At 50.1% G+C, this 23,614-nt stretch carries 24 protein-coding genes and 1 tRNA gene; 11 read left to right on the top strand and 14 right to left on the bottom strand.

Annotated features, from left to right (window positions below; genetic code table 11):
• Nucleotides 1-10 precede the first annotated feature (10 nt).
• From H8K38_RS13840 to H8K38_RS13810, 7 genes are all read left to right on the top strand, one after another.
• On the top strand, nt 11-1,378 hold the full coding sequence (locus tag H8K38_RS13840) for a PepSY domain-containing protein (RefSeq protein WP_186885423.1): 1,368 nt from the start codon (nt 11-13) through the stop codon (nt 1,376-1,378).
• A 99-nt stretch (nt 1,379-1,477) separates the two neighbouring features.
• Complete coding sequence (locus tag H8K38_RS13835) at nt 1,478-1,900, top strand: DUF2946 domain-containing protein (RefSeq protein ID WP_186885422.1); 423 nt, start codon at nt 1,478-1,480, stop codon at nt 1,898-1,900.
• 180 nt (nt 1,901-2,080) lie between these two features.
• Nucleotides 2,081-2,356: a cytochrome oxidase putative small subunit CydP gene (gene cydP / locus H8K38_RS13830; protein WP_186885421.1), complete on the top strand. Its 276-nt coding sequence runs from the start codon at nt 2,081-2,083 to the stop codon at nt 2,354-2,356.
• The gene (locus H8K38_RS13825; RefSeq protein ID WP_186885420.1) at nt 2,353-3,972 is read left to right on the top strand and encodes a cytochrome ubiquinol oxidase subunit I; all 1,620 of its coding nucleotides are present in this window, start codon (nt 2,353-2,355) and stop codon (nt 3,970-3,972) included. The genes cydP and H8K38_RS13825 overlap by 4 nt, the downstream gene beginning before the upstream one ends.
• Nucleotide 3,973: 1 nt before the next feature.
• Nucleotides 3,974-5,110, top strand: a complete 1,137-nt coding sequence (cydB, locus tag H8K38_RS13820) for a cytochrome d ubiquinol oxidase subunit II (protein WP_186885419.1) — start codon at nt 3,974-3,976, stop codon at nt 5,108-5,110.
• 22 nt (nt 5,111-5,132) lie between these two features.
• A complete protein-coding gene (gene cydX / locus H8K38_RS13815) occupies nt 5,133-5,246 on the top strand; it encodes a cytochrome bd-I oxidase subunit CydX (RefSeq protein WP_186885418.1) in 114 nt (37 codons plus the stop codon).
• Nucleotides 5,247-5,286: 40 nt separating this feature from the next.
• Nucleotides 5,287-5,901 carry a Crp/Fnr family transcriptional regulator gene (locus H8K38_RS13810; protein ID WP_186885417.1) on the top strand — a complete coding sequence of 205 codons (615 nt, stop codon included), beginning with the start codon at nt 5,287-5,289 and terminating at the stop codon, nt 5,899-5,901.
• Nucleotides 5,902-6,053: 152 nt separating this feature from the next.
• On the opposite strand, the gene H8K38_RS13805 is transcribed toward H8K38_RS13810, so the two are convergent.
• The 6 genes from H8K38_RS13805 to H8K38_RS13780 form a co-directional block, all read right to left on the bottom strand.
• Nucleotides 6,054-8,060 (bottom strand): bifunctional diguanylate cyclase/phosphodiesterase, encoded by a 2,007-nt coding sequence (locus H8K38_RS13805; RefSeq protein WP_186885416.1) that lies wholly within the window; start codon nt 8,058-8,060, stop codon nt 6,054-6,056.
• Nucleotides 8,061-8,266: 206 nt separating this feature from the next.
• The gene (locus H8K38_RS13800; RefSeq protein ID WP_186885415.1) at nt 8,267-9,598 is read right to left on the bottom strand and encodes a sigma-54 dependent transcriptional regulator; all 1,332 of its coding nucleotides are present in this window, start codon (nt 9,596-9,598) and stop codon (nt 8,267-8,269) included.
• On the bottom strand, nt 9,591-11,471 hold the full coding sequence (locus H8K38_RS13795) for an ATP-binding protein (RefSeq protein ID WP_186885414.1): 1,881 nt from the start codon (nt 11,469-11,471) through the stop codon (nt 9,591-9,593). Before H8K38_RS13795 ends, H8K38_RS13800 begins: the two co-directional genes overlap by 8 nt.
• A 295-nt stretch (nt 11,472-11,766) precedes the next feature.
• On the bottom strand, nt 11,767-13,071 hold the full coding sequence (locus tag H8K38_RS13790; RefSeq protein ID WP_186885413.1) for a dicarboxylate/amino acid:cation symporter: 1,305 nt from the start codon (nt 13,069-13,071) through the stop codon (nt 11,767-11,769).
• Nucleotides 13,072-13,105: 34 nt separating this feature from the next.
• On the bottom strand, nt 13,106-13,345 hold the full coding sequence (locus H8K38_RS13785; RefSeq protein ID WP_186885412.1) for a hypothetical protein: 240 nt from the start codon (nt 13,343-13,345) through the stop codon (nt 13,106-13,108).
• A 346-nt stretch (nt 13,346-13,691) separates the two neighbouring features.
• Nucleotides 13,692-13,916 (bottom strand): hypothetical protein, encoded by a 225-nt coding sequence (locus H8K38_RS13780; RefSeq protein WP_186885411.1) that lies wholly within the window; start codon nt 13,914-13,916, stop codon nt 13,692-13,694.
• A gap of 205 nt (nt 13,917-14,121) precedes the next feature.
• On the opposite strand from H8K38_RS13780, the gene H8K38_RS13775 reads away from it, so the two are divergent.
• Both H8K38_RS13775 and H8K38_RS13770 read left to right on the top strand, forming a co-directional pair.
• Nucleotides 14,122-14,367, top strand: coding sequence for a hypothetical protein (locus H8K38_RS13775; protein ID WP_186885410.1), 246 nt, complete (start codon nt 14,122-14,124; stop codon nt 14,365-14,367).
• On the top strand, nt 14,364-14,540 hold the full coding sequence (locus H8K38_RS13770; RefSeq protein WP_186885409.1) for a hypothetical protein: 177 nt from the start codon (nt 14,364-14,366) through the stop codon (nt 14,538-14,540). The genes H8K38_RS13775 and H8K38_RS13770 overlap by 4 nt, the downstream gene beginning before the upstream one ends.
• A 6-nt stretch (nt 14,541-14,546) precedes the next feature.
• On the opposite strand, the gene H8K38_RS13765 is transcribed toward H8K38_RS13770, so the two are convergent.
• Nucleotides 14,547-14,623, bottom strand: a tRNA-Pro gene (locus H8K38_RS13765).
• 237 nt (nt 14,624-14,860) lie between these two features.
• Here H8K38_RS13765 and H8K38_RS13760 point away from each other — a divergent pair.
• Nucleotides 14,861-15,985, top strand: a complete 1,125-nt coding sequence (locus tag H8K38_RS13760) for a carboxypeptidase family protein (RefSeq protein WP_186885408.1) — start codon at nt 14,861-14,863, stop codon at nt 15,983-15,985.
• A gap of 133 nt (nt 15,986-16,118) precedes the next feature.
• A complete protein-coding gene (locus H8K38_RS13755; RefSeq protein ID WP_186885407.1) occupies nt 16,119-16,589 on the top strand; it encodes a CYTH domain-containing protein in 471 nt (156 codons plus the stop codon).
• 82 nt (nt 16,590-16,671) lie between these two features.
• Here H8K38_RS13755 and H8K38_RS13750 read toward each other — a convergent pair whose 3' ends face one another.
• The 7 genes from H8K38_RS13750 to H8K38_RS13720 all read right to left on the bottom strand — a co-directional run bounded on the left by H8K38_RS13750 (nt 16,672) and on the right by H8K38_RS13720 (nt 23,459).
• Nucleotides 16,672-17,124 carry a MaoC family dehydratase gene (locus H8K38_RS13750; protein WP_186885406.1) on the bottom strand — a complete coding sequence of 151 codons (453 nt, stop codon included), beginning with the start codon at nt 17,122-17,124 and terminating at the stop codon, nt 16,672-16,674.
• 10 nt (nt 17,125-17,134) lie between these two features.
• Nucleotides 17,135-17,599 (bottom strand): MaoC family dehydratase, encoded by a 465-nt coding sequence (locus H8K38_RS13745; protein ID WP_186885405.1) that lies wholly within the window; start codon nt 17,597-17,599, stop codon nt 17,135-17,137.
• Nucleotides 17,600-17,815: 216 nt separating this feature from the next.
• Nucleotides 17,816-18,955 carry an acyl-CoA dehydrogenase family protein gene (locus H8K38_RS13740; protein WP_186885404.1) on the bottom strand — a complete coding sequence of 380 codons (1,140 nt, stop codon included), beginning with the start codon at nt 18,953-18,955 and terminating at the stop codon, nt 17,816-17,818.
• A gap of 10 nt (nt 18,956-18,965) precedes the next feature.
• Nucleotides 18,966-20,156, bottom strand: a complete 1,191-nt coding sequence (locus H8K38_RS13735; protein WP_186885403.1) for an acyl-CoA dehydrogenase family protein — start codon at nt 20,154-20,156, stop codon at nt 18,966-18,968.
• Between the two features lie 314 nt (nt 20,157-20,470).
• The gene (locus H8K38_RS13730) at nt 20,471-21,697 is read right to left on the bottom strand and encodes a DUF2863 family protein (protein WP_186885402.1); all 1,227 of its coding nucleotides are present in this window, start codon (nt 21,695-21,697) and stop codon (nt 20,471-20,473) included.
• A gap of 66 nt (nt 21,698-21,763) precedes the next feature.
• Nucleotides 21,764-22,456 (bottom strand): glutathione binding-like protein, encoded by a 693-nt coding sequence (locus H8K38_RS13725; RefSeq protein ID WP_186885401.1) that lies wholly within the window; start codon nt 22,454-22,456, stop codon nt 21,764-21,766.
• A gap of 97 nt (nt 22,457-22,553) precedes the next feature.
• A complete protein-coding gene (locus tag H8K38_RS13720) occupies nt 22,554-23,459 on the bottom strand; it encodes a LysR family transcriptional regulator (RefSeq protein WP_222610869.1) in 906 nt (301 codons plus the stop codon).
• Nucleotides 23,460-23,614 lie beyond the last annotated feature (155 nt).

Below are 23,614 nucleotides of genomic sequence, written 5' to 3'. Positions count from 1 at the left end.
TAGATACCGCATGAATACATTTTTTTCTGCAACGCGACCTGTCGATATTTACCGGGCGGCATGGCGTTGGCATTTTTACGCAGGCTTACTGGTGTTGCCGTTCATGCTGATATTGGCGGTAACGGGAGCTATCTATTTATTCCACACCGAGATTGATGATTATATTTATCGCGACATCAAGATCGTTAATGCGACGGCCGGATCGCCGCATTCACATGAACATATTGTGCAGACGGCGTTAGCGGCCTATCCAGGTCAGGCCTTGCGCTATGTTCCTCCTGCCAGTGAATCTGGCTCTGCTGAGGTGGATATTAAAGGTGACGGTGGTGATGTGATGGCCATCTTCGTTGATCCCTATCGCGGTACGGTGTTAGGGCGTATGCCGAATCGGAGTACGGTATCCTGGACAATACGGCGACTGCACAGCCTGGCATATTTTGGCCCGATCGCCAATGGCATGATTGAAGTGGCTGCAGGGTGGTGTATTTTGCTGGTGATCACTGGCACCTATTTGTGGTGGCCGCGGCAAAACACATCATCACTGGATGGCGTACTCAAGGTACGTGGTGTGTCGTCTCAGCGTGTATTTTGGCGTGATGTACACGCTGTTACTGGAATTGTTGCCGGACTGTTTATTCTTTTCCTCGCCGTCACTGGCATGCCGTGGTCGATAGTGTGGGGCGACAAAGTGAATCAGTGGGCCAATGGCAGCAACTTTGGTTATCCCGCTGGCGTGCGCGTCAGCGTACCCATGTCGGATGAGCATATCAATCATGTTACCCCTGTTGCATGGTCGCTGGAGCAGGCGAAAACACCTGTTTCTGCTACTCATGTTCATCCTGCAAGCGATGCAGCTCTGCATACTCAGATCAGTCTTGATAAAGTGGTTTCTATTTTTGATCAACTGGGTCTTGCGAAAACCTATGCGATCAATTTACCAGTCACTGCGACTGGTGTGTTCACCGGTTCTGTCTATCCAAACGACCTTGCAAAGCAAAGAGTCGTTCATCTTGACCAGTTCTCCGGACAGGTGTTACTTGATATGAGTTTTGCCGATTACGGTCCGGTTGGTAAAGGGCTGGAGTGGGGCATCAATGTTCATCTGGGGCAGGAATTTGGTCTGGCGAATCAACTGCTGATGCTGGCGGTTTGTTGTGCCATCGTGCTGATCTGTATTTCGTCTGCTGTGATGTGGTGGAAGCGGCGTCCCGCAGGGACGATAGGAATTCCACCGTTACCAGCCAATCGCCACGCGTTAAAAGTTGTTTTTATATTGCTGATGGTGGGCGGTATCATTTTTCCTCTGGTGGGCATTTCTATGTTGTTGATGTTGGTGCTGGACTATGTATTCGTTATCCGACGCAATACCGTAGATTGATTTCTTCTGATTTGCTGAATGCCTGTATGCGCCAGATCAAATAATCCTTCATTTGAGCGCGTACACTATCCTATGGATTTACTTTTTATTTCATTTTTTATGCGAAATCGTCGACGCAGTAAGGGTTTTAGCTGGATCGCCATTCTGGCGATTCTGTTGAATTCTCTGATGCCGTTGGCTTCGCAGGCCATCAGTCATTCATCGGCTAAAAGCAGTATTCAAGCGGGTGAATGGAAAGAAATCTGTGCATCGAATGGATTGAGCTGGATTTTATTTTCCCCTGCCGGGGCCGTACTCGAAAAAACGAGCGTCAAGCCCGCCGATGTCTCTGATACTTTGCATTTCGAGCATTGTGCTTATTGTCTGACGAATGCAGCGACATTCGCTTTACCTCCTGTTCCTGAATTTACTTTCCCTGTCACGATCAGTGAAAGTCAGTTTTTCTCTTTTCAAACGCTGGCTGTCGCAAAAAAAATTGCGTGGCTGGTACCTTCCGTTCGCGCACCTCCCGCCGTCTTCTGATTCCAGATGATGTTCTGTTTCACGACATTGGTTTTCTGATGTTGTGGAGCACTACCGTCATCTTCAGACAGAAGTAATGCCTCCAGACTTCCATGATGCGCCTGCCAACAATATTGGCTCTCGTCGTGGTTGTGGCAGGTAGCTTACTTCCGATTTTTATCTCATTTCCGGAGACAGGCTATGTCTTTGCAAAATACAGCAGGAGTATCAAAGACTGATACTCCTGTGACACCGCATCGTCCGTTGCAATTCAAATTAAAGCGGGAAATTATTTTGGTGTTGCTGTTCAAGCTGGTACTGCTTTTTTCAATTAAAGCTGCTTTTTTTCCACAACGTTTGCCAGCAGATGCAGCGGCGCACGGTATGGAGGAGCGTATGTTGCGAGCAACTAAAGATCAGCAAAGCAGAGCAGGCGATCTCAACGGAAATGAAACAGATGCAAAGGAAAAGCAATGATTTCAGAATCTTTGGTGGATTTGTCGCGGCTACAGTTCGCTGCCACCGCCTTATACCATTTTTTATTTGTCCCCCTGACGCTGGGTTTGTCCTTGTTGCTCGCCATTATGGAGACCGTCTATGTGTTGACGGGCAAAACAATTTATCGTGACATGACCAAATTCTGGGGAAAATTATTCGGTATTAATTTCGCGCTTGGTGTGACCACCGGGTTGACGATGGAATTTCAATTCGGTACCAACTGGGCTTATTACTCGCATTACGTCGGTGATATTTTTGGTGCGCCGTTGGCGATAGAAGGCTTGCTGGCTTTCTTTCTGGAATCCACTTTCGTCGGGCTGTTCTTTTTTGGATGGGACAGGTTGAGTAAGGTCGGCCATCTCAGCGTCACTTACCTGACTGCGATCGGATCAAATTTGTCTGCATTACTGATATTGATTGCGAATGGCTGGATGCAGAATCCTGTCGGTGCCGAGTTTAATCCTGTGACCCTGCGCATGGAGTTAAGCAGTTTCACCGACGTGATTTTTAATCCTGTAGCGCAAGCAAAATTTGTGCATACCATCAGCGCTGGTTACGTCACGGGGTCCATATTTGTTTTGTCCATCAGCAGTTGGTATCTGCTTAAGAAGAGAGACACCGCATTTGCATTGCGTTCATTTCGCATTGCTGCTGCCTTTGGATTGGCATCGGTCTTATCGGTCATTGTGCTTGGAGATGAGTCTGGTTATACCGCTGCTGAAACCCAGGAAACAAAAATGGCAGCGATGGAAGGTATGTGGAAAACGGAAGAGGCTCCAGCGGGCCTGACGCTGTTTGGTATTCCTGATGAAGTCAATAAAACGAATCATGCAGAGATACGCATACCTTATGTTCTGGGGCTGATCGGCACTCGCAGCGTCGACAAGGTCATTCCCGGTATTGATGCCTTGGAGGTGAAGATTGCGAGTCGCATCGAGCGTGGCATCGTCGCTGTTACTGCGTTGGAGGCTTTGCGCAAAGATCCCAAAAATGCTGAAAAGCTGGCTTACTTTAAAGCGGTGCAGGCAGATCTGGGTTATGGCTTACTGTTAAAAAAATATATCTCTGACGTACGTCTGGCAACTCCGGAAATGAAAGCCCAAGCCTTGCGCGATGCTTTCCCTAAAGTGACGCCTATGTTCTGGACTTTCCGCATCATGGTTGCTGTTGCTTTTGCCATGCTGGCGCTGATTGCGGTGGCGTTCTGGTCGGCGGCACGGAATCGCATAGAGTCTCGTCCATGGTTGTTGAAATGGGCCGTATGGAGTGTGCCGTTGCCGTGGATTGCCTGCGAAATGGGATGGTTTGTTGCTGAGTACGGGCGCCAGCCCTGGACAGTGCAGGGGATGTTGCCGACGCATTTGTCGACATCGGCATTAAGCGGAAACGATGTGCTGTTTTCACTTGGCGGCTTCTTGCTGTTCTATACCCTGCTGCTAATCGCCGAGGTGTATCTGATGCTGAAATACGTGCGCCTTGGTCCTTCAAGTCTCGGTACCGGGAAATATGCTCTGGAATCAGCCAACCCTGACGCTGGCGCTAATGGTGTGAATGCGCCCGTCTATGCGGCCGCTTTGTCTTCAAAAGAGGTGTGACATGCTTGACTACACATTACTTAAATTAATCTGGTGGTTGCTGGTGTGCGTGCTGTTGATCGGCTTTGCCATTATGGACGGGCATGACATGGGTGTCGGCACACTGCTGCCGTTCGTCGGTCGCAATGATGATGAACGTCGTGTCATTATCAATACGGTAGGGCCACATTGGGATGGTAATCAGGTCTGGTTTATTACTGCCGGTGGTGCGATCTTTGCGGCATGGCCACTGGTCTATGCAACAGCATTTTCCGGGTTTTATTTTGCCCTGATGGCCGTATTGTGGGCCATGTTTTTCCGTCCTGTCGGTTTTGATTATCGCAGCAAGGTAGCCGATCCGCGCTGGCGTACGGCCTGGGATTGGGGCTTGTTTGTCGGTGGTGCAGTGCCTTCACTGGTATTTGGAGTGGCGATAGGAAATGTCATTAAAGGTGTTCCATTTCACTTTGAAGACAATATGCTTCCTGTTTATACCGGCAGTTTCTGGGCATTGTTTACGCCATTCACATTACTGTGCGGCGTTGCCAGTCTGACGCTGCTGGTATTTCACGGCGCGAACTATCTGCAATTACGCACCGAACAACAAATTGCGCAGCACGCCCGTCGCGTCAGTATGGTCAGTGCCTTAGTGCTTGCATTGGTATTGACGGTGGCGGGTGTCATAGTTTCCGGGATGGAAGGTTACCGGATCACCTCAGACATACTCGTTGGTGAAGGCATTTCACCGTTGACAAAAACGGTGTTGCATCAGACAGGCGTATGGTGGAGTAACTATGAACGTTATCCGCTGATCTTTTTGCTGGTCGGCCTTGCCTATGCGGGAATTGCACTTGGATTGATCGCAACGCTGGCACGCCGTGGCGGTATCGCTTTTATCGGCAGTGGTATTGCTTGTGCCGGCATTATTCTGATGGCAGGCTCCGCGATTTTCCCATTTGTACTGCCATCCAGTTCACATCCTGATCACAGTCTGACGGTTTGGGATTGCGTCTCCAGTCAGCGTACGCTGAACATTATGTTTTGGGTTGCACTGGTGATGACGCCAATTGTCGTCGGCTACACCAGTTGGGCCTACCGCGTCATGCGTGGAAAAGTCACGGTTGCCAATATTCAGGCGAATAGCAAGTCGCTGTATTAAGCGCACTCAGAAAGGAATCATTATGTGGTATTTCAGTTGGATGTTGGGAACGTCGATGGCGGTATTACTGGCAGTCGTTAATGCTTTGTGGTTCGAGGCGCAAAGTGTCAGGGATCACGAAGATGACGATAAATAATTCGCACAAATACATCATTTGTTAATTTTACGGAGATCTTATGCAATCCAGCATAATGAACAGATCTGAGCGGTATTTGCTGCCGCGTCAGGTCTTAACAATGAATGAGTTAAACGCCTTATGGCGTATAGAATCTGGCACGGTACGTATCAATAGTGTGGATGAGTCAGACGAAAGCAAAATCAATTTTGTGCGATTGGCGTTACCCGGCGATTTGCTGGGTGTCGAGTGTTTTTCAGGGGTGAGCGAAACACTGCAAGTCCGGGCAATTACGCCGGTAAAATTGCAGTCGGTCGATGTCGCTGATGATAAGGCAATGACGGCCTTACTGATGAAAACGATTGCGACTAATCATATTCGCTGCCGTCAGGTTGTCAGTCTGAGAACCGGTACGGTGGACGAACGTGTCAAACGCTTGCTGCAGATGCTGAGGCCCGATGCCAATCAGGTATTCAGCGAATTTGCCGCAGATGCGTTGCCCAGCTTGGGAAATATGGCGGAGATTGTGCATTCGACCCGAGAAACAGTCTGCCGGGTTCTGACCAGCTTACGCGAGGCGAATTCTCTGAAGAATGAGAATCGCAATCAAATGAAACGAACTGGACCCACGCATCGCCTTCGTCGTATGGCGGGAGAGACTGCACTTTCGCATTAAGAGTTATTTATGTCGTAGCAAAGCCTGATCTGTAAAGATCAGGCTTTTTTATTTGATGTTTTTTAAAAGCGTAGATTTAAAAAGCAGGAAGAGCTTAAGGCGATAGTGAGGCTTCACGTAGTCCATGAAATGGAACCGTGGCGGTTCGATCACTATGCGTTGTTTGTCAGCTTGGGCACGCTAGTCTCTGTCAATGACAGTGTTGCTATTTCTGTCGGTTTTCCGAAGAAATAGCCTTGTAATTCGTCGACACCAAGCGTCATTAATTTTTCACGTTGCTGGGCGGACTCTACACCTTCCGCTATTACTTTCAATCCAAATTTTTTGGCAATCAGTAGCGCACCTTCAACAACCGCCAGAGATTTTTCATCTGCTGACATGACGAAGCTCTTATCGATTTTGATGGCATCGATCGGGAACTCGTGCAAACGTGACAGCGACGAATAGCCAGTACCAAAATCATCGAGGTGTATTTCTACTCCCATCTCATGCAAAGCAAGCAGGCTGATCAGGGCCTGCTGCATATTCTGTTCATCGAAAACACTTTCGGTAACCTCAATCACCAGACGATCGGCATCAAGCCCTGTATTTTTCAGGATAGCTTGTACTTCATTGGCAAACGATGTTTGTATTAACTGCCGGATCGATGTGTTCACTGCGACTTTTGGAGCAATGTGATCATCGTTTTTGTCTTGCCAGGCTTTGGCTGCAGAACATGCTTGCTGGAGTACCCATTTACCGATGTTGATAATATGATCGGACTCCTCCGCCAGAGGAATAAACTCATCGGGAGAAACGGGGCCGATTTCAGCACACGTCCATCGAAGTAAAGCTTCCAACGCAACAACTTCTGTTGATTTTGCCGCGACAATAGGTTGAAAAAGCAGTTTCAAAGAACCGTCTTTGTGCACATTTGCCAGTGCAATCGATAGCGCCAGCCGGCGCCGCTGAATATCTGCCAGTACCTCAGAATAAAATACAATCCTGCCACGACCTAAACGTTTGGCTTCTGACGCAGCCATATCTGCGCAGCTCACCGCGTCAGCAATGTTGGTCAGTTTTTCTCCGCATTTTTCAAAGACGCCAATACTGGCTCCGATATGTAATTGGCGACCATTGATCTGGTAAGGTTGCGACAACATTACCTGCAGATAGTGGCAAGCAGGATGTACGTCTTTTGCAGAGAACGTTTCGCAGATAAAGTGCACTGCAAATTCGTCACCTCCCCAGCGACAAACTGAGTGATGGCAGGCGCCACATTCGGCTGCCAGCTCATCCACTAATTCTTTCAGGCGATGTGCTACCGCTTGTAACAACAGATCGCCCCAGTCATGGCCTAATCCGTCGTTAATATGTTTAAAGCGGTCAAGGTCAATGAACAGAAATAACTGGTGATGTATTACTGGCTTAGGCTGATAAGATTGCTCCGCTAATCCACGTCGGTTTAACAGGGATGTCAACAGATCGTGATTTGCCAGGTATTGCAATTCCTTGGTTCTGTCTTCAACGGTTTGTTCCAGCTCTGAATTAATGTTGCTGATTTCTGTATTTTTAACGGATAGCTGAGAGATCAGATCTTCGTTGCTTCTTGCCAGATGCAAGGAATGCTCGAGTAGCCTGAAATTATTCTGATGGCTGCTCATCATGACCCAAGCAAAAATAAATCCCAGTATTGCAAGAACGGACAAGCTCGGGTCGTCCATTAACAACATTCGTAAGGATGCCGGGACAATCAGTAGCGCGATATAAATTTTGCCTGTGATTTTTAACGATGCCAGCGTGCCGGTCGCGCCTCCTGCAAGGGCGGAAATAATAATCAGTATGGCGAATTTATCTTTTGCCTGAAATTCAGGAATTCCTATCCAGGCAACGATCATCCAGTTGATAGCAGCACTTAAAATTGACAAGTGAAGCAGGACTATCTGATGCCTTGGTATGGCTTGCGCTGAGTGCTGTTTGATGGAATGGCAGCAATACACATAAATACCATACCGCGCAGCGGAAACACCCAGAGAAATGACAACCCAGAGCCAGAACCAGTGCGAGTGCGTATGGCCGACAATTAAAGTGGCTCCGAGAATAGCAGCGGTGTTAACAACCAGACCTCGTGGGTGATTACGCAGAGTTTCATGCCATATCTGAGTCCTGTGCTGCAACATAGTCTTCCATTACACGGTCGGGTAATCTTCCATGATATTAAAAGGCCTTCGCTTGCACTGTTACTTTTTGTTAATGCTTAACGGTGTTTGACAATTAGCGGGGCGGTCAGACGGGTCTGTCAAGACGTGATTTGAAAGGCCTTAGTAAATGTGAGTGGCCGGATCAGCAGGCGTCGCCTTTGCTTAACTGCCTTTATTCACTGCCTTTAGTTTCCATCCAGTCCGTATTTTTTTATCTTGTCGTGCAGTGTTGTTTTTGCGACGCCCAGTGCTTCTGCCGTGCGGGCGAGGCTGCGGTGGCGGTGCAGGGCATCGGCGATCAGTGCTCGTTCGAACGCATCGACGGTCTCGGCTAATGATATTGCGCCGTCTGTTTGTGGCTGGCCAAAAGGTGGTGAGCCGCTCTCTATCCCGAGAACGCAGCGGTCAGCAACGTTCCGGAGTTCGCGGATGTTTCCCGGCCAGCCGTAACCGACTAATTGGCGAATGCGGTTGGCTGTTGTCTCCGGCACCGCGCGTTGATGGCGTGCTGCGCCCAGCAGCAGGAAATGTTCGAAAAGCAGAGGTATGTCTTCACGCCGCTCGCGTAGTGGCGGCAGGTCCAGTGTGGCGACGCTAAGGCGGTAATACAGATCGTTACGGAAAGCGCCAGTGGCGGCCAGTTCGACTAAGTCTGTTTTGGTCGCGGCAATGACGCGGCAGTCAATCGCAATCGGTGTGTTCGAGCCCAGACGTTCCAGAGTGCGTTCCTGCAGTACGCGAAGCAATTTGATTTGCATGGCGAGCGGCATGCTCTCGATTTCATCAAGGAACAGCGTGCCGCCGCTGGCGTGCTCAATTTTACCGATACGTTTTTTTGCAGCACCGGTATATGCGCCAGCTTCGTGGCCGAAAATTTCGCTGTCAAATAAGGTTTCCGGTAGCCCGCCACAGTTGATGGCGACGAAGTTACCGTGTCGGCGCGAGCTGGCTTCATGCAGGCAACGGGCGACGAGTTCTTTACCAGTCCCGGTTTCACCGTGAATCAGCACATCTGCTGCGCTGTCGGCGAGGCGGGCGACCATGTCGCGGATTTTTTGCATTGATGGCGCGCGGCCTATCATTTTTCCTTCGAGCAGGTCGCGTTGGTCGAGTTGACGCCGCAGATCGCGCACTTCCAGTACAAGGCGACGTTTTTCCAGCGCCCGGCGCACGACCTCGACCAGATATTCCGGAGCGAAAGGTTTCTGGATGAAATCGTGTGCGCCATCTTTCATCGCTTGCACGGCCATTAAGATGTCACCATGTCCGGTGATCAGAACTACTGGCAATTCCGGATCAATGTTGAGCGTCTCACGCAGGAAGCTCATGCCATCCATTTTTGGTAGCCGGATGTCGCTGACGACGACACCGCGAAAGTCACGACCCAGCCGGCGGCGTGCCTGCTCCGCGCTGCTGACACATTCGACGGCAATGCCTTCGAGTTGCAACGCTTGTTCGCAACCAAGTGCGACGTCTGGGTCATCCTCGATGATCAGTACTTTCAGAACTTCACTCATGTTGCCCAGCCTTGTGTATGAGAGGGATTTCTAATGTGAACAGAGCACCGCCTTCGGGATGGTTGGTACCGGTCAGGGTGCCACCGAAATCGCGAATAATGTCGGCAGAGATCGTCAGTCCCAGGCCCAGTCCGCCACCGGCCTGTTTCGTGGTGAAAAACGCTTCGAACAAATGGCTCAGAGCCGTGTCGTCCAGCCCTGGTCCGTGGTCGCGCACCGTCAGGCGTGCTTGTTGGCCGATTGATTCACAGCCAAGCTCAATAACGGGCGCGGGTTGACCTTCCATGGCATCAAGTGCGTTACCGATCAGATTGATTAATACTTGCTCCAGTCGGTTGACATCGCACAGCGCGACTGGCTCGGGCAGTGGACAGTAGCGGCGAACCTCGGCATTGGCCTGAATCAAGCGCTGCTCTAGCAGTGCCAACGAATTGTCCAGGGCATTACATAGCGGAACCGCCTGTAACTGACCACTGGACTTGCGGGCAAAGGTACGCAGTTGGCCGGTAATCAGACCCATGCGATCCGTCAGTTGGGCAATTCTTTCGAGATTAGTGCGAACAGTATTGAGATCGCCGCGATCCAGGAAGCGCACGCCATTGCCCGAGAGTGTGCGTAGGGCAGCCAGTGGTTGGTTAAGTTCATGCGCGATGCCGGTCGATAGCTGCCCGATTACCGCCAGCTTGCCGGCTTGCACCAGTTCATCCTGTGCGGCACGCAATGTGCGCTCGGCGCGTATGCGTTCCGTAATTTCGTCCTGTAACTGGAGATTGGTTGCGGACAGGTCAGCAGTGCGTTCATTTACCTTGCGCTCCAGCTCGTCATGCGCTTGTTGCAGCGCTTCGCGGGCAGCCAGCCTATCCTTCAGATGACGACGTCGTTCATTGGCCATCAGACCAAACATAAAGAGTAGTGCGGTGACGACAACTGCAACGGCGGCACGGCTTTGCGCAATATCATCGACCTGTTTCAGATGCGAAAGTACGGTCAGCGTCCAGGGTGTACCGGGCAATGGTCGTGATTGCGCCAGAAAACGCCCAGCCACTGGATAGACCGAGGCGATCTCAGGACTATCCTTCGCAATGCTGACCAGTCTTGCGCCGTGATCGAGTTCGCGCAACTCTTTCAAGCCCAACGGTTTCAGGGCGCGCCGATTGTATTGCTGCGTCTGATCGAAGGCTGTACGGGTCTTTTCTTCCAATGGACGCAGAGTCGTGAATTTCCAGTTGGCGACCGAACCGAGGATGACGACGCCATTTTCATCACTGACCATGGCAGGGGTTTCGACGGTAGTCCATGATTTTTCAAGTTGTTCTAGGCTGACTTTGATGACGGCAACGCCCAGCGTCTCGTTATCGTCAGTCAGCTTCGAGGCCAGGTAATAGCCGGGCTCGCCGCGGGTTGTCCCGATACCAAAGAAGCGCCCATGACCGCTCTCCATCGCCTCACGAAAATACGGGCGAAACGCAAGCTCTTCGCCGACGAAACTGTCAGCACGACGCCAATTGCTGGAGGCAACGACATGCCCGTTGGTATCGATTAAATAGATAGAAAGCGTGCCTGCACGCTCGTTGAGTTGCTCAAGGTAAGCGTTGACCTGTGGCTCCAGCTTACCCGATTTGTCATGGTTACTCTTTTCCAGCAAGGCCAGAACGTCACGTTCCAGACCCAGCGTGCCGGGAAGAAATGCGTATTTACCGATTTCACGTTCTAGGCTGGCACTGTACAGATCAAGGCGATGCAAACCCGTGGTTTGCAGGTCGGCCAGACCTAGTTGCTGGGCAATGCGGTACGCGCCAAACCCACTCATCACCATCAGGATAATGAGCGATATCAGAAGCAACAGGTAGCGTAGGGGACGATGACTGGACATGGTGGCGGGGTGGTTCGGCGGCCTATTATAGAGGAATTTGCGACCATGATTGACAAACAGGCGGCACTCTCTGGTCGTTGTTGGTTCTGGGATTAGCTCTATGGCGGAAACTAAAAAACGGAGCCATTTTTTCTGATGCCGGCCAGCCTGATGAGGGTATTGCAGTCGAAACGAACGCAAGAAAGAGGTGTAACTTTTCGTCGTTCACTCCCTAAAATCAGGTATTACAGGACTGATCGGGTGTCGCTCTCTGGTTCAGTCCAAAGACCGTACTGAACCAGAGAGCAAGTAAAAATCAGGATGCTTTAGTCATCACCAGATCATCTGCGATAGGTAATGCTTCGTCTGCTTCAGCCAGTGAATTGTCGACATTGTCTATCGCATTTTCCCACTTGGCGACGACGGCGGTGGCAATTGCGTTGCCAAGCACATTGGTGGCAGTGCGTCCCATGTCGAGGAAGTGATCAATGCCGAGAACCAGCAGCAAACCCGCCTCCGGCAGGTTGAACATCGGCAATACTGCGGCGACTACAACCAAAGAGGCTCGCGGTACACCGGCGATGCCCTTGCTGGAGATCATCAGTACCAATAGCATGGCGATCTGCGTGGTGATACTCAGTTCGATACCGTAAGCCTGGGCGACAAACAGCGCTGCGAAGGTGGTATAAATCATTGAACCGTCAAGGTTAAACGAGTAACCGAGCGGCAGTACAAAACCAGTGATGCGGTCGCGGATGCCGAATTTTTCAAGTTGCTCCATCAATTTCGGATAGGCCGATTCGCTGCTGGCGGTAGAAAAACCCAACAGCATCGGGCTGCGGATCAGTTTGATCAAACGGAAAACTTCCTTACCCAGTACAAAGTAACCAGCCAGAATCAGCACCAGCCAAAGAGCACCCAGCGTGACATAGAAACTGATCAGCAGCTTTCCGAAAACCATCAACATGCCCAGACCTTGCGTCGTGATAATGCCAGCAACAGCACCAAAGACGCCGACGGGCGCAAAACGCATCACGTAATCGGTGACCTTGAGCATGACATGGCCGACTTCTTCCAGTGTTTTGACCAGACTGCGGGCGGATTGATTATGAATATGACCGAGAGCTACACCGAAGAACACCGCAAAGACGAGGATTTGCAGAATTTCGTTCGCAGCCATTGCCTCGAAAATATTTTTCGGGAAAACATGCGTGATGAAATCCTTCAGATTCAGCGCACTGGTTTTTAAACCAACAGAACTGCCGACCTCCGGTAAAGGAATGCCGAGATTCAGACCGGGATGCAATAAATTTGCGAAGACGAGACCCAGTGCCAGCGAACAAAGCGATGCGCCGACGAACCAGCCCAACGCTTTGGCACCGATGCGGCCAACTGCATTCGAGTCACCCATGCCAGCCAGACCTGACACCAGAGTGGCGAAAATCAGCGGGGCAATGATCATCTTGATCAGGCGTAGAAAAATATCGGTCAGTATGCTGAAGTAAGAGGCTATTTCCTTGGCTTGAGCAGGGCTTGTAGCGAGAGTGTTGCATGCATAGCCGACAATGATGCCGAATACCATGGCAACCATGATCAGCGTCGTTAATTTGTTCAATTTCATAATGGCTTCCTATTGTTTTGACGTGAAGTGGACTTCAGACGGTCATATTCGGGATCATTGGTGGCGCGATCAGCACTTCGGGGCGATGAATTTCAGCATGTTGCCCAAGGCTGATTATTTTGCGTTTGGGCACGATTTCTCCATTAAGACGGATATCGACAACAGTGATGTCGTGTTTTGCCTGTGCACTCGGCCGTTGGATGTTGTCGCTGTTGATAAGGGTTTTGCTGTTACCGGACTGGCCGTGTTCCATGTGAGTTCTTACTGCACTCATGGGTTTGTCTCCGTTATTTATTTGTTGGCCGCGCGAGTGCGAGGCTGGTGTTCCTATCGCACAGATCATGCCACTACTAAATAATCTATAAGCTGTTGATTGCTATAGGTAATTTTTAGGTGTAAATGCGCGAGGGGATCGGTTTTCCGGAAAATGATTGGTGTTGATATTCGGATTTCCGAACGAATTTCGTCTGAAAAAAGATAGAGGTGTTTGCGGTCGGCTCATCTTCCCGTATGAGATCATGATAAATAAACACTCAAGCAGTGAAGTAATGTGCGACTACATTTATCGAACTCTCGAATGATGCTCACGCTGCGTGCTGCACGTACCAGCTGCGACGAGCTCAAGATCGGTTGATCTGCGACGAATGCGCCATCTGCATCAGGCGTGGCGCACTGTGTACTGCGAATCCTGGTAAGCAGATAGGTACTTTTCTTGTTGTACGTTTTTCAACTGAGACATTTTGTCTCAAGGTATGAAAATTGTTTTGAAGTAGTATGCCTGAGTGCGTGCAGTAATGCTGCGCTTGCATGACAGTCGTTAAGGTTTTCTCTTTTTCATCTTTCATCTTTCATCTGCATTCGTTTCTATTCGGCCCTATTCGGCCTATCACTGCGCTTTAGGCGCCCCGTGTTATCGATATAAATCGAATGACAATTCAAACTGAATGCCTGATGAAATGGGCAAGCGAAAAGTGTAACGGCTAACGCAGCGTTTTAAGGTCGCGCCTTTTACGATAAATACTGTTAAGTAATAGCCTGGAAATACGCAAAATGATGGATTGGACCCCAATAGTCTTAGTGATATTTAAACTTCTCGTGCTTGGCACAGGCATGTTTTTCGCCATCAAATGGCATTACGATCAAGGGCAGAAGCAGAAAGACAGTGAAGCGGAGATGCGCGCAGTGCTGCGCACGGGCGGCAAGGTGGTCGTAGTTTTCATGCTGTTGCTGCTGGGCTTGGGGCTGATTACCTTCGTCCTTAGCCGCCTGATCGGTTTGGACATGACATTCCCATGACGCAAAGAAAAGCTGGCCGATATCGATTAATGTGCCAGCATCTTTCTTATGAGGTTATTGAACTAACGGAAGCCTTGGCTAACTTCATTTCGTCGGAAAAAGAAGAAAAATCTGTTTGTGTACATTCCCCAGAAAGAAAAAAGGCCAATCGCATGATTGGCCTAAGTCCTTGATTTTATTGGTCGGGACGGTGTGATTCGAACACACGACCCCTTGCACCCCATGCAAGTACGCTACCAGGCTGCGCTACGCCCCGACTCCGAGCCAAAGATTATAGTGCATGAATGGCGTTTTTACCATGCTTGCCAGTGTCGTTTTGCAGAAAATCCCCGAAAGAATTTAACAATTTATTTTGAATATTTGACTAAAATATTTTCATATTTCCTGAAAAGCTGTAAAAATACAGTCACACAGGTCGTATGCGTGAATTCCTGATGTTGTTGACGTGAATTGGCGCTGCGGTGGGGAATAAAACTACACAACATACATATTTATGACCATAAAAATCAGTCAGAATTTCGACGCGGGAGCGATCGAAGTGGTGAAGGCAGAAGAGGCAGATACAATCGAACTGAAGTTGCGTAAAGATTCACATGCCGATATCTGGCAATGGTTTCATTTCCGTTTGCAAGGTGCGCGTCACCAGGAAACAGTGATGCGTATTCTGAATGCAGGCGAGGCGACTTATGCTAAGGGTTGGGAAAATTATCGTGCGGTGGCAAGTTATGACCGTGAAACCTGGTTCCGTGTCGATACGGAATTTGATGGTAAGGTGATGACGATACGTCATACGCCTGAATACGATAGCGTGTATTACGCTTATTTCGAGCCATACAGTTGGGAACGTCACCTCGATTTACTGAGCAGTGTTCAGCATTCACCGTTGGTCGAAGTCGTGGATCTGGGTAATACCGTTGATGGGCGCGATCTGAATGTGGTGGTGGTTGGCGATCCTGCTGCTGAGAAAAAGATCTGGATTATTGCCCGTCAACATCCTGGCGAAACGATGGCGGAGTGGCTGGTCGAAGGACTGCTGGGCGCCTTGCTGGATACGGCTAACCCAATTGCCCGCAGTATTCTGGATAAGGCGGTATTGTATATCGTGCCGAATATGAATCCTGACGGCGCTGCGCGCGGCAATCTGCGCACGAATGCTGCCGGTGCTAATCTGAACCGCGAATGGATGACGCCATCACTGGAAACCAGTCCGGAAGTATTCCACGTAAAAAACAAGATTCATGAGACCGGCTGTGATCTGTTTTTGGATATTCATGGCGACGAGGCTTTGCCATATGTATTTGTGGCAGGTAGTGAGATGATCGAAGGCTTCACCGAGAAGCAGGCAAAAGAGCAGCAAGTATTTGTCGATAGCTTCTGCGCTGCCAGCCCTGATTTTCAGACCAAGTTTGGTTACGAGGCGTCGAAATACAATGAAGACATGTTGAAATTGGCTTCTAAGTATATTGGTCACACATTTAAATGCGTATCACTGACACTGGAATTGCCATTCAAAGACAATGCAAATTTGCCGGACGCCGAAACCGGATGGGATGGTGCCCGCAGTATCAAACTGGGTGAAGCGATGTTGCAACCGATCCTGGCTTCATTGAATAACTGAGAAAGTTTATTTTTATAAAAAAGACACCGGCAGTATTTGCGCGGTGTCTTTTTTTCGCGCATTGTCTTCTTCAACGCTAAAAGCAGGGAAAATAATGGTTCGGGACGATGAACATGCATAAGGTTAAAAGCACATGGGTATAGAAATAGAGCGTAAGTTTCTCGTCGTTGGCGATGAGTGGAAGCAGCAGGGCGTGGCAACTTATTTGCGTCAGGGGTATATCAGTGCTGAGCCGGGACGTATCGTGCGCGTGCGGATTGACGGTGATGCTGCGATGCTGACGATTAAAGGTTTGTCGACCGGCATAGCCTGTGGCGAATGGGAATATGCGATTTCTTTGGCGGACGCGCAGGCCTTACTTGATCAGGTATGCCAACAACCCTTGATAGAGAAAAACCGTTACCGCATTCCTGCAGGTGATCTGGTCTGGGAAGTCGATGAATTTTTTGGTGACAACGCTAGCTTGGTAGTGGCGGAGGTGGAATTGCAATCCGAAGATCAGGTGTTTGAACGACCTGCGTGGCTCGGGGAAGAAGTCAGCCATGATCGTCGTTATGCGAACGCGAATTTGCTGAAACATCCCTATTGTTCGTGGGCTAAATGATGTTTCGCTGTTAAAGAAAGCGACGAGTGGCAAATCGTTAACACCGATTTGCCACCCGTACAAATTTAAAATTTCTCTGACGTTAGTAACAACGCGCAATTGATTCTGCAACGCAGACAGGTTTGTCGCTGCCTTCGCGTTCTATACTGACTTCCCAGGTCATTTGCGCGCCGTCTTTGATGTCGTCGACCTGCAGCAATGTCAGGTGAGCACGCAAACGGCTGCCGACCGGTACTGGTGCTGGAAAGCGTACTTTGTTGAGCCCATAATTCACGCCCATTTTGACGTAACTGAGGTGCAGCGCGTCTGCCATCAGCATGGGTAGCAAAGAGAGGGTCAGGAAACCGTGCGCAATCGGGCCACCAAATGGCGATTCCTTTTTTGCCCGTTCCACGTCTATGTGTATCCATTGATGATCACCAGTGGCGTCGGCAAAGGTGTTCACCCTTTCCTGAGATATGCTGATCCAGTCTGAGCTTGCTACCTGAGTGCCAACGAGCGATTTGAGTTCCGCGAGGGATTTGATTTCACGCATGTCGTTCTCCTTATGCTTGCGGGCGGCGACCAAACATACCCATACCTTTGATGGTGCAGACAAGTTGTCCATCCTGATTGACTGCCTTCCAGACCGTGTTGACGACGCCTCTGTCCGGGCGCGATGACGATGGCTTTACTGAGACGGTTTCAGCGCTGACGGTCAGTGTATCGCCGGGGCGCACTGGCAGTATCCAGCGCACTTCGTCCACACCGGGTGAACCCATGCTCGACGAATCGGCAATGAAACCATCGACCACCATGCGCATAATCATGCTGCAGGTGTGCCAGCCGCTGGCGATGACGCCGCCGAAGATCGAAGCTTTGGCGGCGTCTTTATCAACGTGAAAAGATTGCGGATCGAATTGCTGCGCAAAGTGGATGATTTCTTCTTCGGTGACAGTGCGTTGTCCCAGTGGAATCACGCTGCCGGGAATGAAATCTTCAAAATACCAGGTGAATTGCTTGGTCGTCATACGGTCTCCTTGATGACATTATTTTTATTGGGTTTTATCTGAATTTCTTTACGTTTTTTGAGCTTTCTCTGAGTATTGATGCGCCTGACAGCGGTTTTTCCCTCTGTCAGGCGCATGAATATTCAGGTATTGTTTACTATCGCTGCGCAAACGATATTCGCCACACTGGTGTGACGGACATAGAAAAAAGTCCCGAGCAGGGTCGGGACTTTTTTATCATGCAGCGTTTTTAAAACCAGGCTGTGCAACGAAGCGGGCCAGATGATGATCGGTGTCGCCGAGCGACAGCTCTATCATGGTCAGTCGTTTGAACATGTGCGCGACCGGCAATTCATTGGTCACCCCCATGCCGCCATGTAATTGCACTGCCTGCTGGCCGATATATTTCGCGGCCTGACCAACGCGAGCTTTGGCTGCTGACAAAGTGCGGCGACGTTCTTCAGCATTCTCTGACGACACCTTGACTGCCGCCAACGTTGCCATCGAGCGCGCCTGCTCCATTTCCATGAACATGTCTGCCATCCGGTGTTGCAGCACCTGGAATTTACCGATAGGGACACCGAATTGCTGGCGTGTTTTCAGATATTCCAGCGTTGCCGAGGTGATGGCTTCCATAATGCCAATGGCTTCTGAACACAGTAAAGAAACACCATAGTCAGACACCGCATCGAGTAATTCCCAGCCGCCATCTTCGCGGCCGAGCAAGGCAATCGCGGGAACCTGAACGTTAGTAAAACTGATGTCCGCCGCACGATAGCCATCGATGGTGCGGTAATCCTGACGCGTTACACCTGCGGCATTGGCATCGACAATGAACAACTGTATGCCATTCTTATCGTGAGCAGCACCGCTGGCGCGCGCTGAAACGATCAGCTTGTCGGCCTGAGCACCATGTAACACCACGGTCTTTTTACCGTTCAGCGTATAGCCGTCGGCAGATTTTGTCGCTGTCGTCGCGATATCGGTTAAATCGTGGCGTGATTGTTTCTCATGTAGAGCGACTGTGAGTTTGATTTCTCCGCCAGCAACCTGCTCCAGCACGTCGAAATGCGCTTTTGCCTGCTTCAGAAATTCAGCCGCAAATACGGTGGCGAAATACGGCTCGATGACCAGACCGCGTCCAAGTTCCTGCATGACTACCATCATGTCGATTGCGCTGCCGTTAAAGCCGTTCTGATCTTCGGGGACAGGCAAGGCCGTCGCACCAAGTTCTGCCAACGCAGACCAGGCTGCTGCTGAAACACCTTCTTCAGAAGCAATGATGTGTTTGCGTTGTTCAAAGCCGTAGTCTTTTTCTACCCAACGACGAACTGCTTCGGCAAATTGTGTCTGTTCCTGTGTTAATGCGAAATCCATGGTGCTCTCCTCACAGTCCTAAAATCATTTGGGTAATGATATTTTTTTGAATCTCGTTAGAGCCGCCATAGATGGAGGTCTTACGGAAGTTGAAGTAGTAAGCGGCAAGGGCGGCAGCATCGTCGTCATCCATGACGCTGTGCTCATTCTCGCCTTCGAGGAAAGCCGGATCGAATGGTTGCGCATACGGGCCGACTGCTTCGACCATTAATTCAGTCAGTCGCTGTTGAATCTCTGTGCCTTTGATTTTCAACAAAGAGGCTTCCGGCCCCGGACGTCCGCTATCCTGAGAAATCACACGCATCACCGTAATTTCCAGCGCCATGATTTCGATTTCCAGACTCGCGACTTTATTTGCATACACCGGATCGTCGATCAGTGGTTGGCCGTTTTTATGATGTTCAGCAGCGACACGTTTCAGGAATTGTAATTCGCGTTTTGCACGGCCAACCGCAGCGATATTTGTGCGTTCATGACCGAGCAGGTATTTGGCGTAAGTCCAGCCTTTGTTTTCTTCTCCGATCAGGTTTTGTACCGATACTTTGACGTTATCGAAGAACACTTCATTCACTTCATGGTCTTCATCGAGCATGATGATAGGACGCACCGTGATACCCGGGGTTTTCATATCGATCAGCAGGAAAGAAATGCCTTCTTGCTTACGGCCGTTAGGTTCTGTGCGTACCAGACAGAAGATCATGTCGGCATGCTGCGCCAGCGTAGTCCAAGTCTTCTGGCCGTTCACGATGTAATGATCACCGACGCGTTCAGCACGGGTTTTGAGTGAAGCGAGATCGGAGCCTGAACCTGGCTCCGAGTAACCCTGACACCACCAGTCATCGCAATTCAGTATGCGCGGCAGGTAATAGTCTTTTTGTGCCTGATTACCAAACGCCATGATGACAGGCGCCACCATATTCACGCCGAATGGCAGGATCGCCGGCGTGCCTGCGCGTGCGCATTCTTCCTCGAAAATATGACGTTGCGTCGGCGTCCAGCCAGTACCGCCGTATTCTTTCGGCCAGCCTGTAGCGACCCAGCCTTGTTTGGCCAGTATCTTGTGCCAGCGGACAAAATCTTCTCTGGATAAGCGTTTGTGGTTCAATACCTTTTGCTGCAGGTCAGTCGGGAGGTTTGCTTCCAGATAACTGCGCACCTGATCCCGGAAGGCGAGATCTTCCGGTGTGTAATTCAAATCCATATTGTCTCCTGAGGTTGAATGCCTGGATGATTGACGGTCTGTTTTTACTGCGCGTGTGAGCCTTGTATTTCTTTCTGATTTCCTTCGACAAAACTGACAACAATTTCAGATTGAAATAAAAAAGCACGACCGTTCAAAACTTATTGTACAACGGATTTAAATTTCGGTGACTGCAAATGTGCTTGCCTGAAAAAATATCACTTCAGACGAAGCTGGGCAGAGGATTTTGCGAAGTAAAAGACGAAATGTGCGAAATAAGCGGGATAACATCTGACCAGCAAATGTATCGCTGGTCAGATGAATGTCGGGATGGGTTAGTGGAAGTGTGCCGTGCCGGGAGATGGAGTGTCGTCCGGCATTTCAGGGTGTACCAGTTCGGCATCGCGGTCTGCGAATAATGGGGTGCCGCAATCGTCGCAAAATTCCATCGCAAAAATTTCGTCTATCTGAAGAATATTACTAATGCCGCAATCAGTCAGTATATCCGGGATATCGCCAGTCAGTTTTCCACTTTCGTCAAGGCTGACGGCAGCAAGCTGATCTTCCGCCTGATACAGTGGCCAGACCACGCCATAGATCACTTCGGGAGCATCGGCCAGACAAAAGCTGATTCTGAACTCGTCTATCTGGCCCGGTGTGTCCTGCACCCCACAAGAGGCAATCACAACGCTGAGTTGCGACGCTTCTTTGTTCAACGTCTGCGTCAGATAAAATATGGCGGAGCGTATCGATGCCGGTCGAATTTTGACATCGGCTTCGCGGCAAGCGGTGTAAAACGCCTCTGGTAACAGGAGTTCAATGCCACATCCAGGCAGCAGGTGTTTGATGGCGGGGGCAGCCTGTTCCTGCCACGCGAGCAGGGCATTACTTTTTGCAGTTGCGCAATCATAAGGGGCTTCTAATGCCTGCCACTGAAAAATCGGCGCGTCGGCCGGTGCCACCAGCACGCCAAGCACGTAGCGTATATCCGCCAGAAAAGGAACAGTTTGTGCGTGCTCAGTCTCAACCGGATAACTGCTGTCTTTCAGTACAGCCATCGCATGGCGTTCCAGTAGCGCATAAGTCTCGCAGTGATTGCGTGGCAACTGATCGATTGAATATAAATGCGGCAGCAGACGCAGCTTAGTGGACGGCATCAGCATATTGTTTATCAGTTTTCCGGAGAGTTGCGACAGTATGTCAGCCGGAATCGCCCCGGATGCGATTTCAAAACGGGTCCAGGCCAGCACTGGTGCCGCGATGAGTAGCGTCGTGAATTTTTTTCCTTGTATTTCAACGCTGGAGCAGGTGCTGACCGTTTCCAGTGTTTCAACCAGGACTTCGTAACCGTTGGGATGAGATGCAAATAAATTCTCTGCCGCCGCATCAACGATTTCCTGATGATGCTGTCTCAGATTTTTCGAGACATACAGATCAAGCTTTTCCTGCCAGGTCAGATCCTCGATGCGACTCGCTGATTGTGCGACCGCCAGTGACAAATTTACCAGTCTCTGGCTTTCTGCGGCGAGCTTGATTCTATTTCGTTTTACAGGTCGGCGCATATAAATCCTGGTAAGAAACGGGCGGATTATTATCTTCGCCGCGCTTCCTTCTGTGAGTGGTTAACGTTATTTTTTAGCGTACTGGGTTTTGCCAAATAAGATGTCTTTTGATTTATCAGTTTCTAATGGTTTGCGTAAATTGGCGAGAACCTGCACGCCTCTCTGAACCGCAGGGCGGGCGCTGATGACATCAAACCAGCGTTTTGCGTCAGGGAAATCGGCCCAGTCGATTCCCTGATTGACAAAGGAGCGCGCCCAGGCAAACACGGCAATATCGGCTATCGTGTACTCGTCGCCAGCGAGATACTCAGAGCTTGCAAGTTTTTTGTCGATGACGCCATATAGTCGTCTTGCTTCATTTGTGTATCGATCAATTGCGTAGTCAATTTTTTCCGGCGCATAAACGCGGAAATGATGTGCTTGGCCCAGCATAGGGCCAAAGCCACCCATCTGAAACATCAGCCATTGCAGGGTGTCATATTTTTCTCTGTCAGTGTTGCCGAGAAATTTACCGGTTTTCCCGGCGAGATAGAGCAAAATGGCACCGGATTCAAATAAAGAAATCGGTTGCCCATCGGGGCCGTCGGCATCAACAATGGCCGGGATTTTATTGTTCGGAGAAATCGCGAGAAACTCAGGCTTAAACTGGTCGCCTGCACTGATATCAATCGGAATCGCGCGGTACGCCAGACCACATTCTTCCAGCATGATATGGACTTTGTGACCGTTAGGTGTAGGCCAGGAATAAACGTCTATCATCGTGTGCTCCCATTATGGATTTGTCGGACAGGTGTTAAATACTGATCTGATGCTTATTATGCAGAGATTTGTCAATTTGCGCACAGAATCCTCTTTCTCATGGTATCAGATGCGCTTGCACGATTCCGGCTACCCAGTTCATCCAGCTTTGCGTTCGTTTCGGCAGGTGACGGCGATCTGCATATAGCAGTGAGACTGGCATGGCCGCTGCGGTGAATTCCGGCAGCACTTCGATCAGCAGGCCCTGTTCTATCAATTCTCTGGTACCAATCGCCGGAGCTTGGGTAATTCCGAAACCAGCCAGACACGCGGCCTGATAAGCATCACTGTTATTGACGGTGAGTACGCCGGACATAGCAATAGTCTTGTGTTTGCCTTCCTCTACGTATTCAAAACCCGTTGGCTTGCCGCTAAAATTGCTGGCGTAATGAATCAGCTGATGCCGACCCAGATCCGCCAGGCTGACAGGCATACCATGCTGTGCAATATAGGCCGGGCTGGCGCAATTGATTTGCCGCAGTTTCCCCAGGGGCCTGGCAATCAGGCTGCTGTCGCTCAGATTGCCGATACGCATCACACAATCTAAGCCTTCCCGGATCAGATCGACCCGCCGGTCAGTGCTGCTTAATTCGATTTCCAGTCGCGGATGCAAGCGTAAAAATTCTGGCAGACGGGGAATCACGATATTGCGTGCGAATGCGCTCGGCAAATCCATCCTCAGGCGACCGCTGATCTGGCTTGGGCCTTGCTGGAACAGCGTTTGCAGCTCTTCCATATCCGCCAGCATGTCTTTGCAGCGTTCGTAAAAAATCAGGCCATCCGCAGTCATCTGTACGCTGCGCGTCGTCCGGTGCAGCAAGCTGGTGCCAAGCAGGTTTTCGAGTTGTTTGACGGAAGTGGAAATACTGGCTTTCGGTAATCCGATCTGATCGGCTGCCTGCGTAAAACTGCCCAACTCCGCCACCCGGACAAAAATGTGCATTGCTTCAAACTGATTCATCAGACGGCCCTTTAACCCAGCTACAGGAGTGAATGCAGGAAATATAGCATTGAAAGTGTTGATTGTTCGCAAATAACGAACAGTGTGATCATTTTTGCGTTATTTATCTTCAAAGGTCGCGCTTATACACTGCATCCATCCCATTTGTGATGGGTCAT

The sequence above is a fragment of the Undibacterium sp. FT79W genome, assembly GCF_014284215.1.
Taxonomy (GTDB): domain Bacteria; phylum Pseudomonadota; class Gammaproteobacteria; order Burkholderiales; family Burkholderiaceae_D; genus Undibacterium; species Undibacterium aquatile.
The sequence above is the reverse complement of the archived record's forward strand: the minus strand, read 5'-3'. Positions and strand labels throughout refer to the sequence as shown.

What these genes read in the sequence shown, in the direction of transcription:
- H8K38_RS13840 (WP_186885423.1), top strand. Translation starts at nt 11, where the DNA reads ATGAATACATTTTTTTCTGCAACGCGACCTGTCGATATTTACCGGGCG.
- H8K38_RS13835 (WP_186885422.1), top strand. Translation starts at nt 1,478, where the DNA reads ATGCGAAATCGTCGACGCAGTAAGGGTTTTAGCTGGATCGCCATTCTG.
- cydP (WP_186885421.1), top strand. Translation starts at nt 2,081, where the DNA reads ATGTCTTTGCAAAATACAGCAGGAGTATCAAAGACTGATACTCCTGTG.
- H8K38_RS13825 (WP_186885420.1), top strand. Translation starts at nt 2,353, where the DNA reads ATGATTTCAGAATCTTTGGTGGATTTGTCGCGGCTACAGTTCGCTGCC.
- cydB (WP_186885419.1), top strand. Translation starts at nt 3,974, where the DNA reads ATGCTTGACTACACATTACTTAAATTAATCTGGTGGTTGCTGGTGTGC.
- cydX (WP_186885418.1), top strand. Translation starts at nt 5,133, where the DNA reads ATGTGGTATTTCAGTTGGATGTTGGGAACGTCGATGGCGGTATTACTG.
- H8K38_RS13810 (WP_186885417.1), top strand. Translation starts at nt 5,287, where the DNA reads ATGCAATCCAGCATAATGAACAGATCTGAGCGGTATTTGCTGCCGCGT.
- H8K38_RS13805 (WP_186885416.1), bottom strand. Translation starts at nt 8,060, where the DNA reads ATGTTGCAGCACAGGACTCAGATATGGCATGAAACTCTGCGTAATCAC.
- H8K38_RS13800 (WP_186885415.1), bottom strand. Translation starts at nt 9,598, where the DNA reads ATGAGTGAAGTTCTGAAAGTACTGATCATCGAGGATGACCCAGACGTC.
- H8K38_RS13795 (WP_186885414.1), bottom strand. Translation starts at nt 11,471, where the DNA reads ATGTCCAGTCATCGTCCCCTACGCTACCTGTTGCTTCTGATATCGCTC.
- H8K38_RS13790 (WP_186885413.1), bottom strand. Translation starts at nt 13,071, where the DNA reads ATGAAATTGAACAAATTAACGACGCTGATCATGGTTGCCATGGTATTC.
- H8K38_RS13785 (WP_186885412.1), bottom strand. Translation starts at nt 13,345, where the DNA reads ATGAGTGCAGTAAGAACTCACATGGAACACGGCCAGTCCGGTAACAGC.
- H8K38_RS13780 (WP_186885411.1), bottom strand. Translation starts at nt 13,916, where the DNA reads ATGAAAGATGAAAAAGAGAAAACCTTAACGACTGTCATGCAAGCGCAG.
- H8K38_RS13775 (WP_186885410.1), top strand. Translation starts at nt 14,122, where the DNA reads ATGATGGATTGGACCCCAATAGTCTTAGTGATATTTAAACTTCTCGTG.
- H8K38_RS13770 (WP_186885409.1), top strand. Translation starts at nt 14,364, where the DNA reads ATGACGCAAAGAAAAGCTGGCCGATATCGATTAATGTGCCAGCATCTT.
- H8K38_RS13760 (WP_186885408.1), top strand. Translation starts at nt 14,861, where the DNA reads ATGACCATAAAAATCAGTCAGAATTTCGACGCGGGAGCGATCGAAGTG.
- H8K38_RS13755 (WP_186885407.1), top strand. Translation starts at nt 16,119, where the DNA reads ATGGGTATAGAAATAGAGCGTAAGTTTCTCGTCGTTGGCGATGAGTGG.
- H8K38_RS13750 (WP_186885406.1), bottom strand. Translation starts at nt 17,124, where the DNA reads ATGCGTGAAATCAAATCCCTCGCGGAACTCAAATCGCTCGTTGGCACT.
- H8K38_RS13745 (WP_186885405.1), bottom strand. Translation starts at nt 17,599, where the DNA reads ATGACGACCAAGCAATTCACCTGGTATTTTGAAGATTTCATTCCCGGC.
- H8K38_RS13740 (WP_186885404.1), bottom strand. Translation starts at nt 18,955, where the DNA reads ATGGATTTCGCATTAACACAGGAACAGACACAATTTGCCGAAGCAGTT.
- H8K38_RS13735 (WP_186885403.1), bottom strand. Translation starts at nt 20,156, where the DNA reads ATGGATTTGAATTACACACCGGAAGATCTCGCCTTCCGGGATCAGGTG.
- H8K38_RS13730 (WP_186885402.1), bottom strand. Translation starts at nt 21,697, where the DNA reads ATGCGCCGACCTGTAAAACGAAATAGAATCAAGCTCGCCGCAGAAAGC.
- H8K38_RS13725 (WP_186885401.1), bottom strand. Translation starts at nt 22,456, where the DNA reads ATGATAGACGTTTATTCCTGGCCTACACCTAACGGTCACAAAGTCCAT.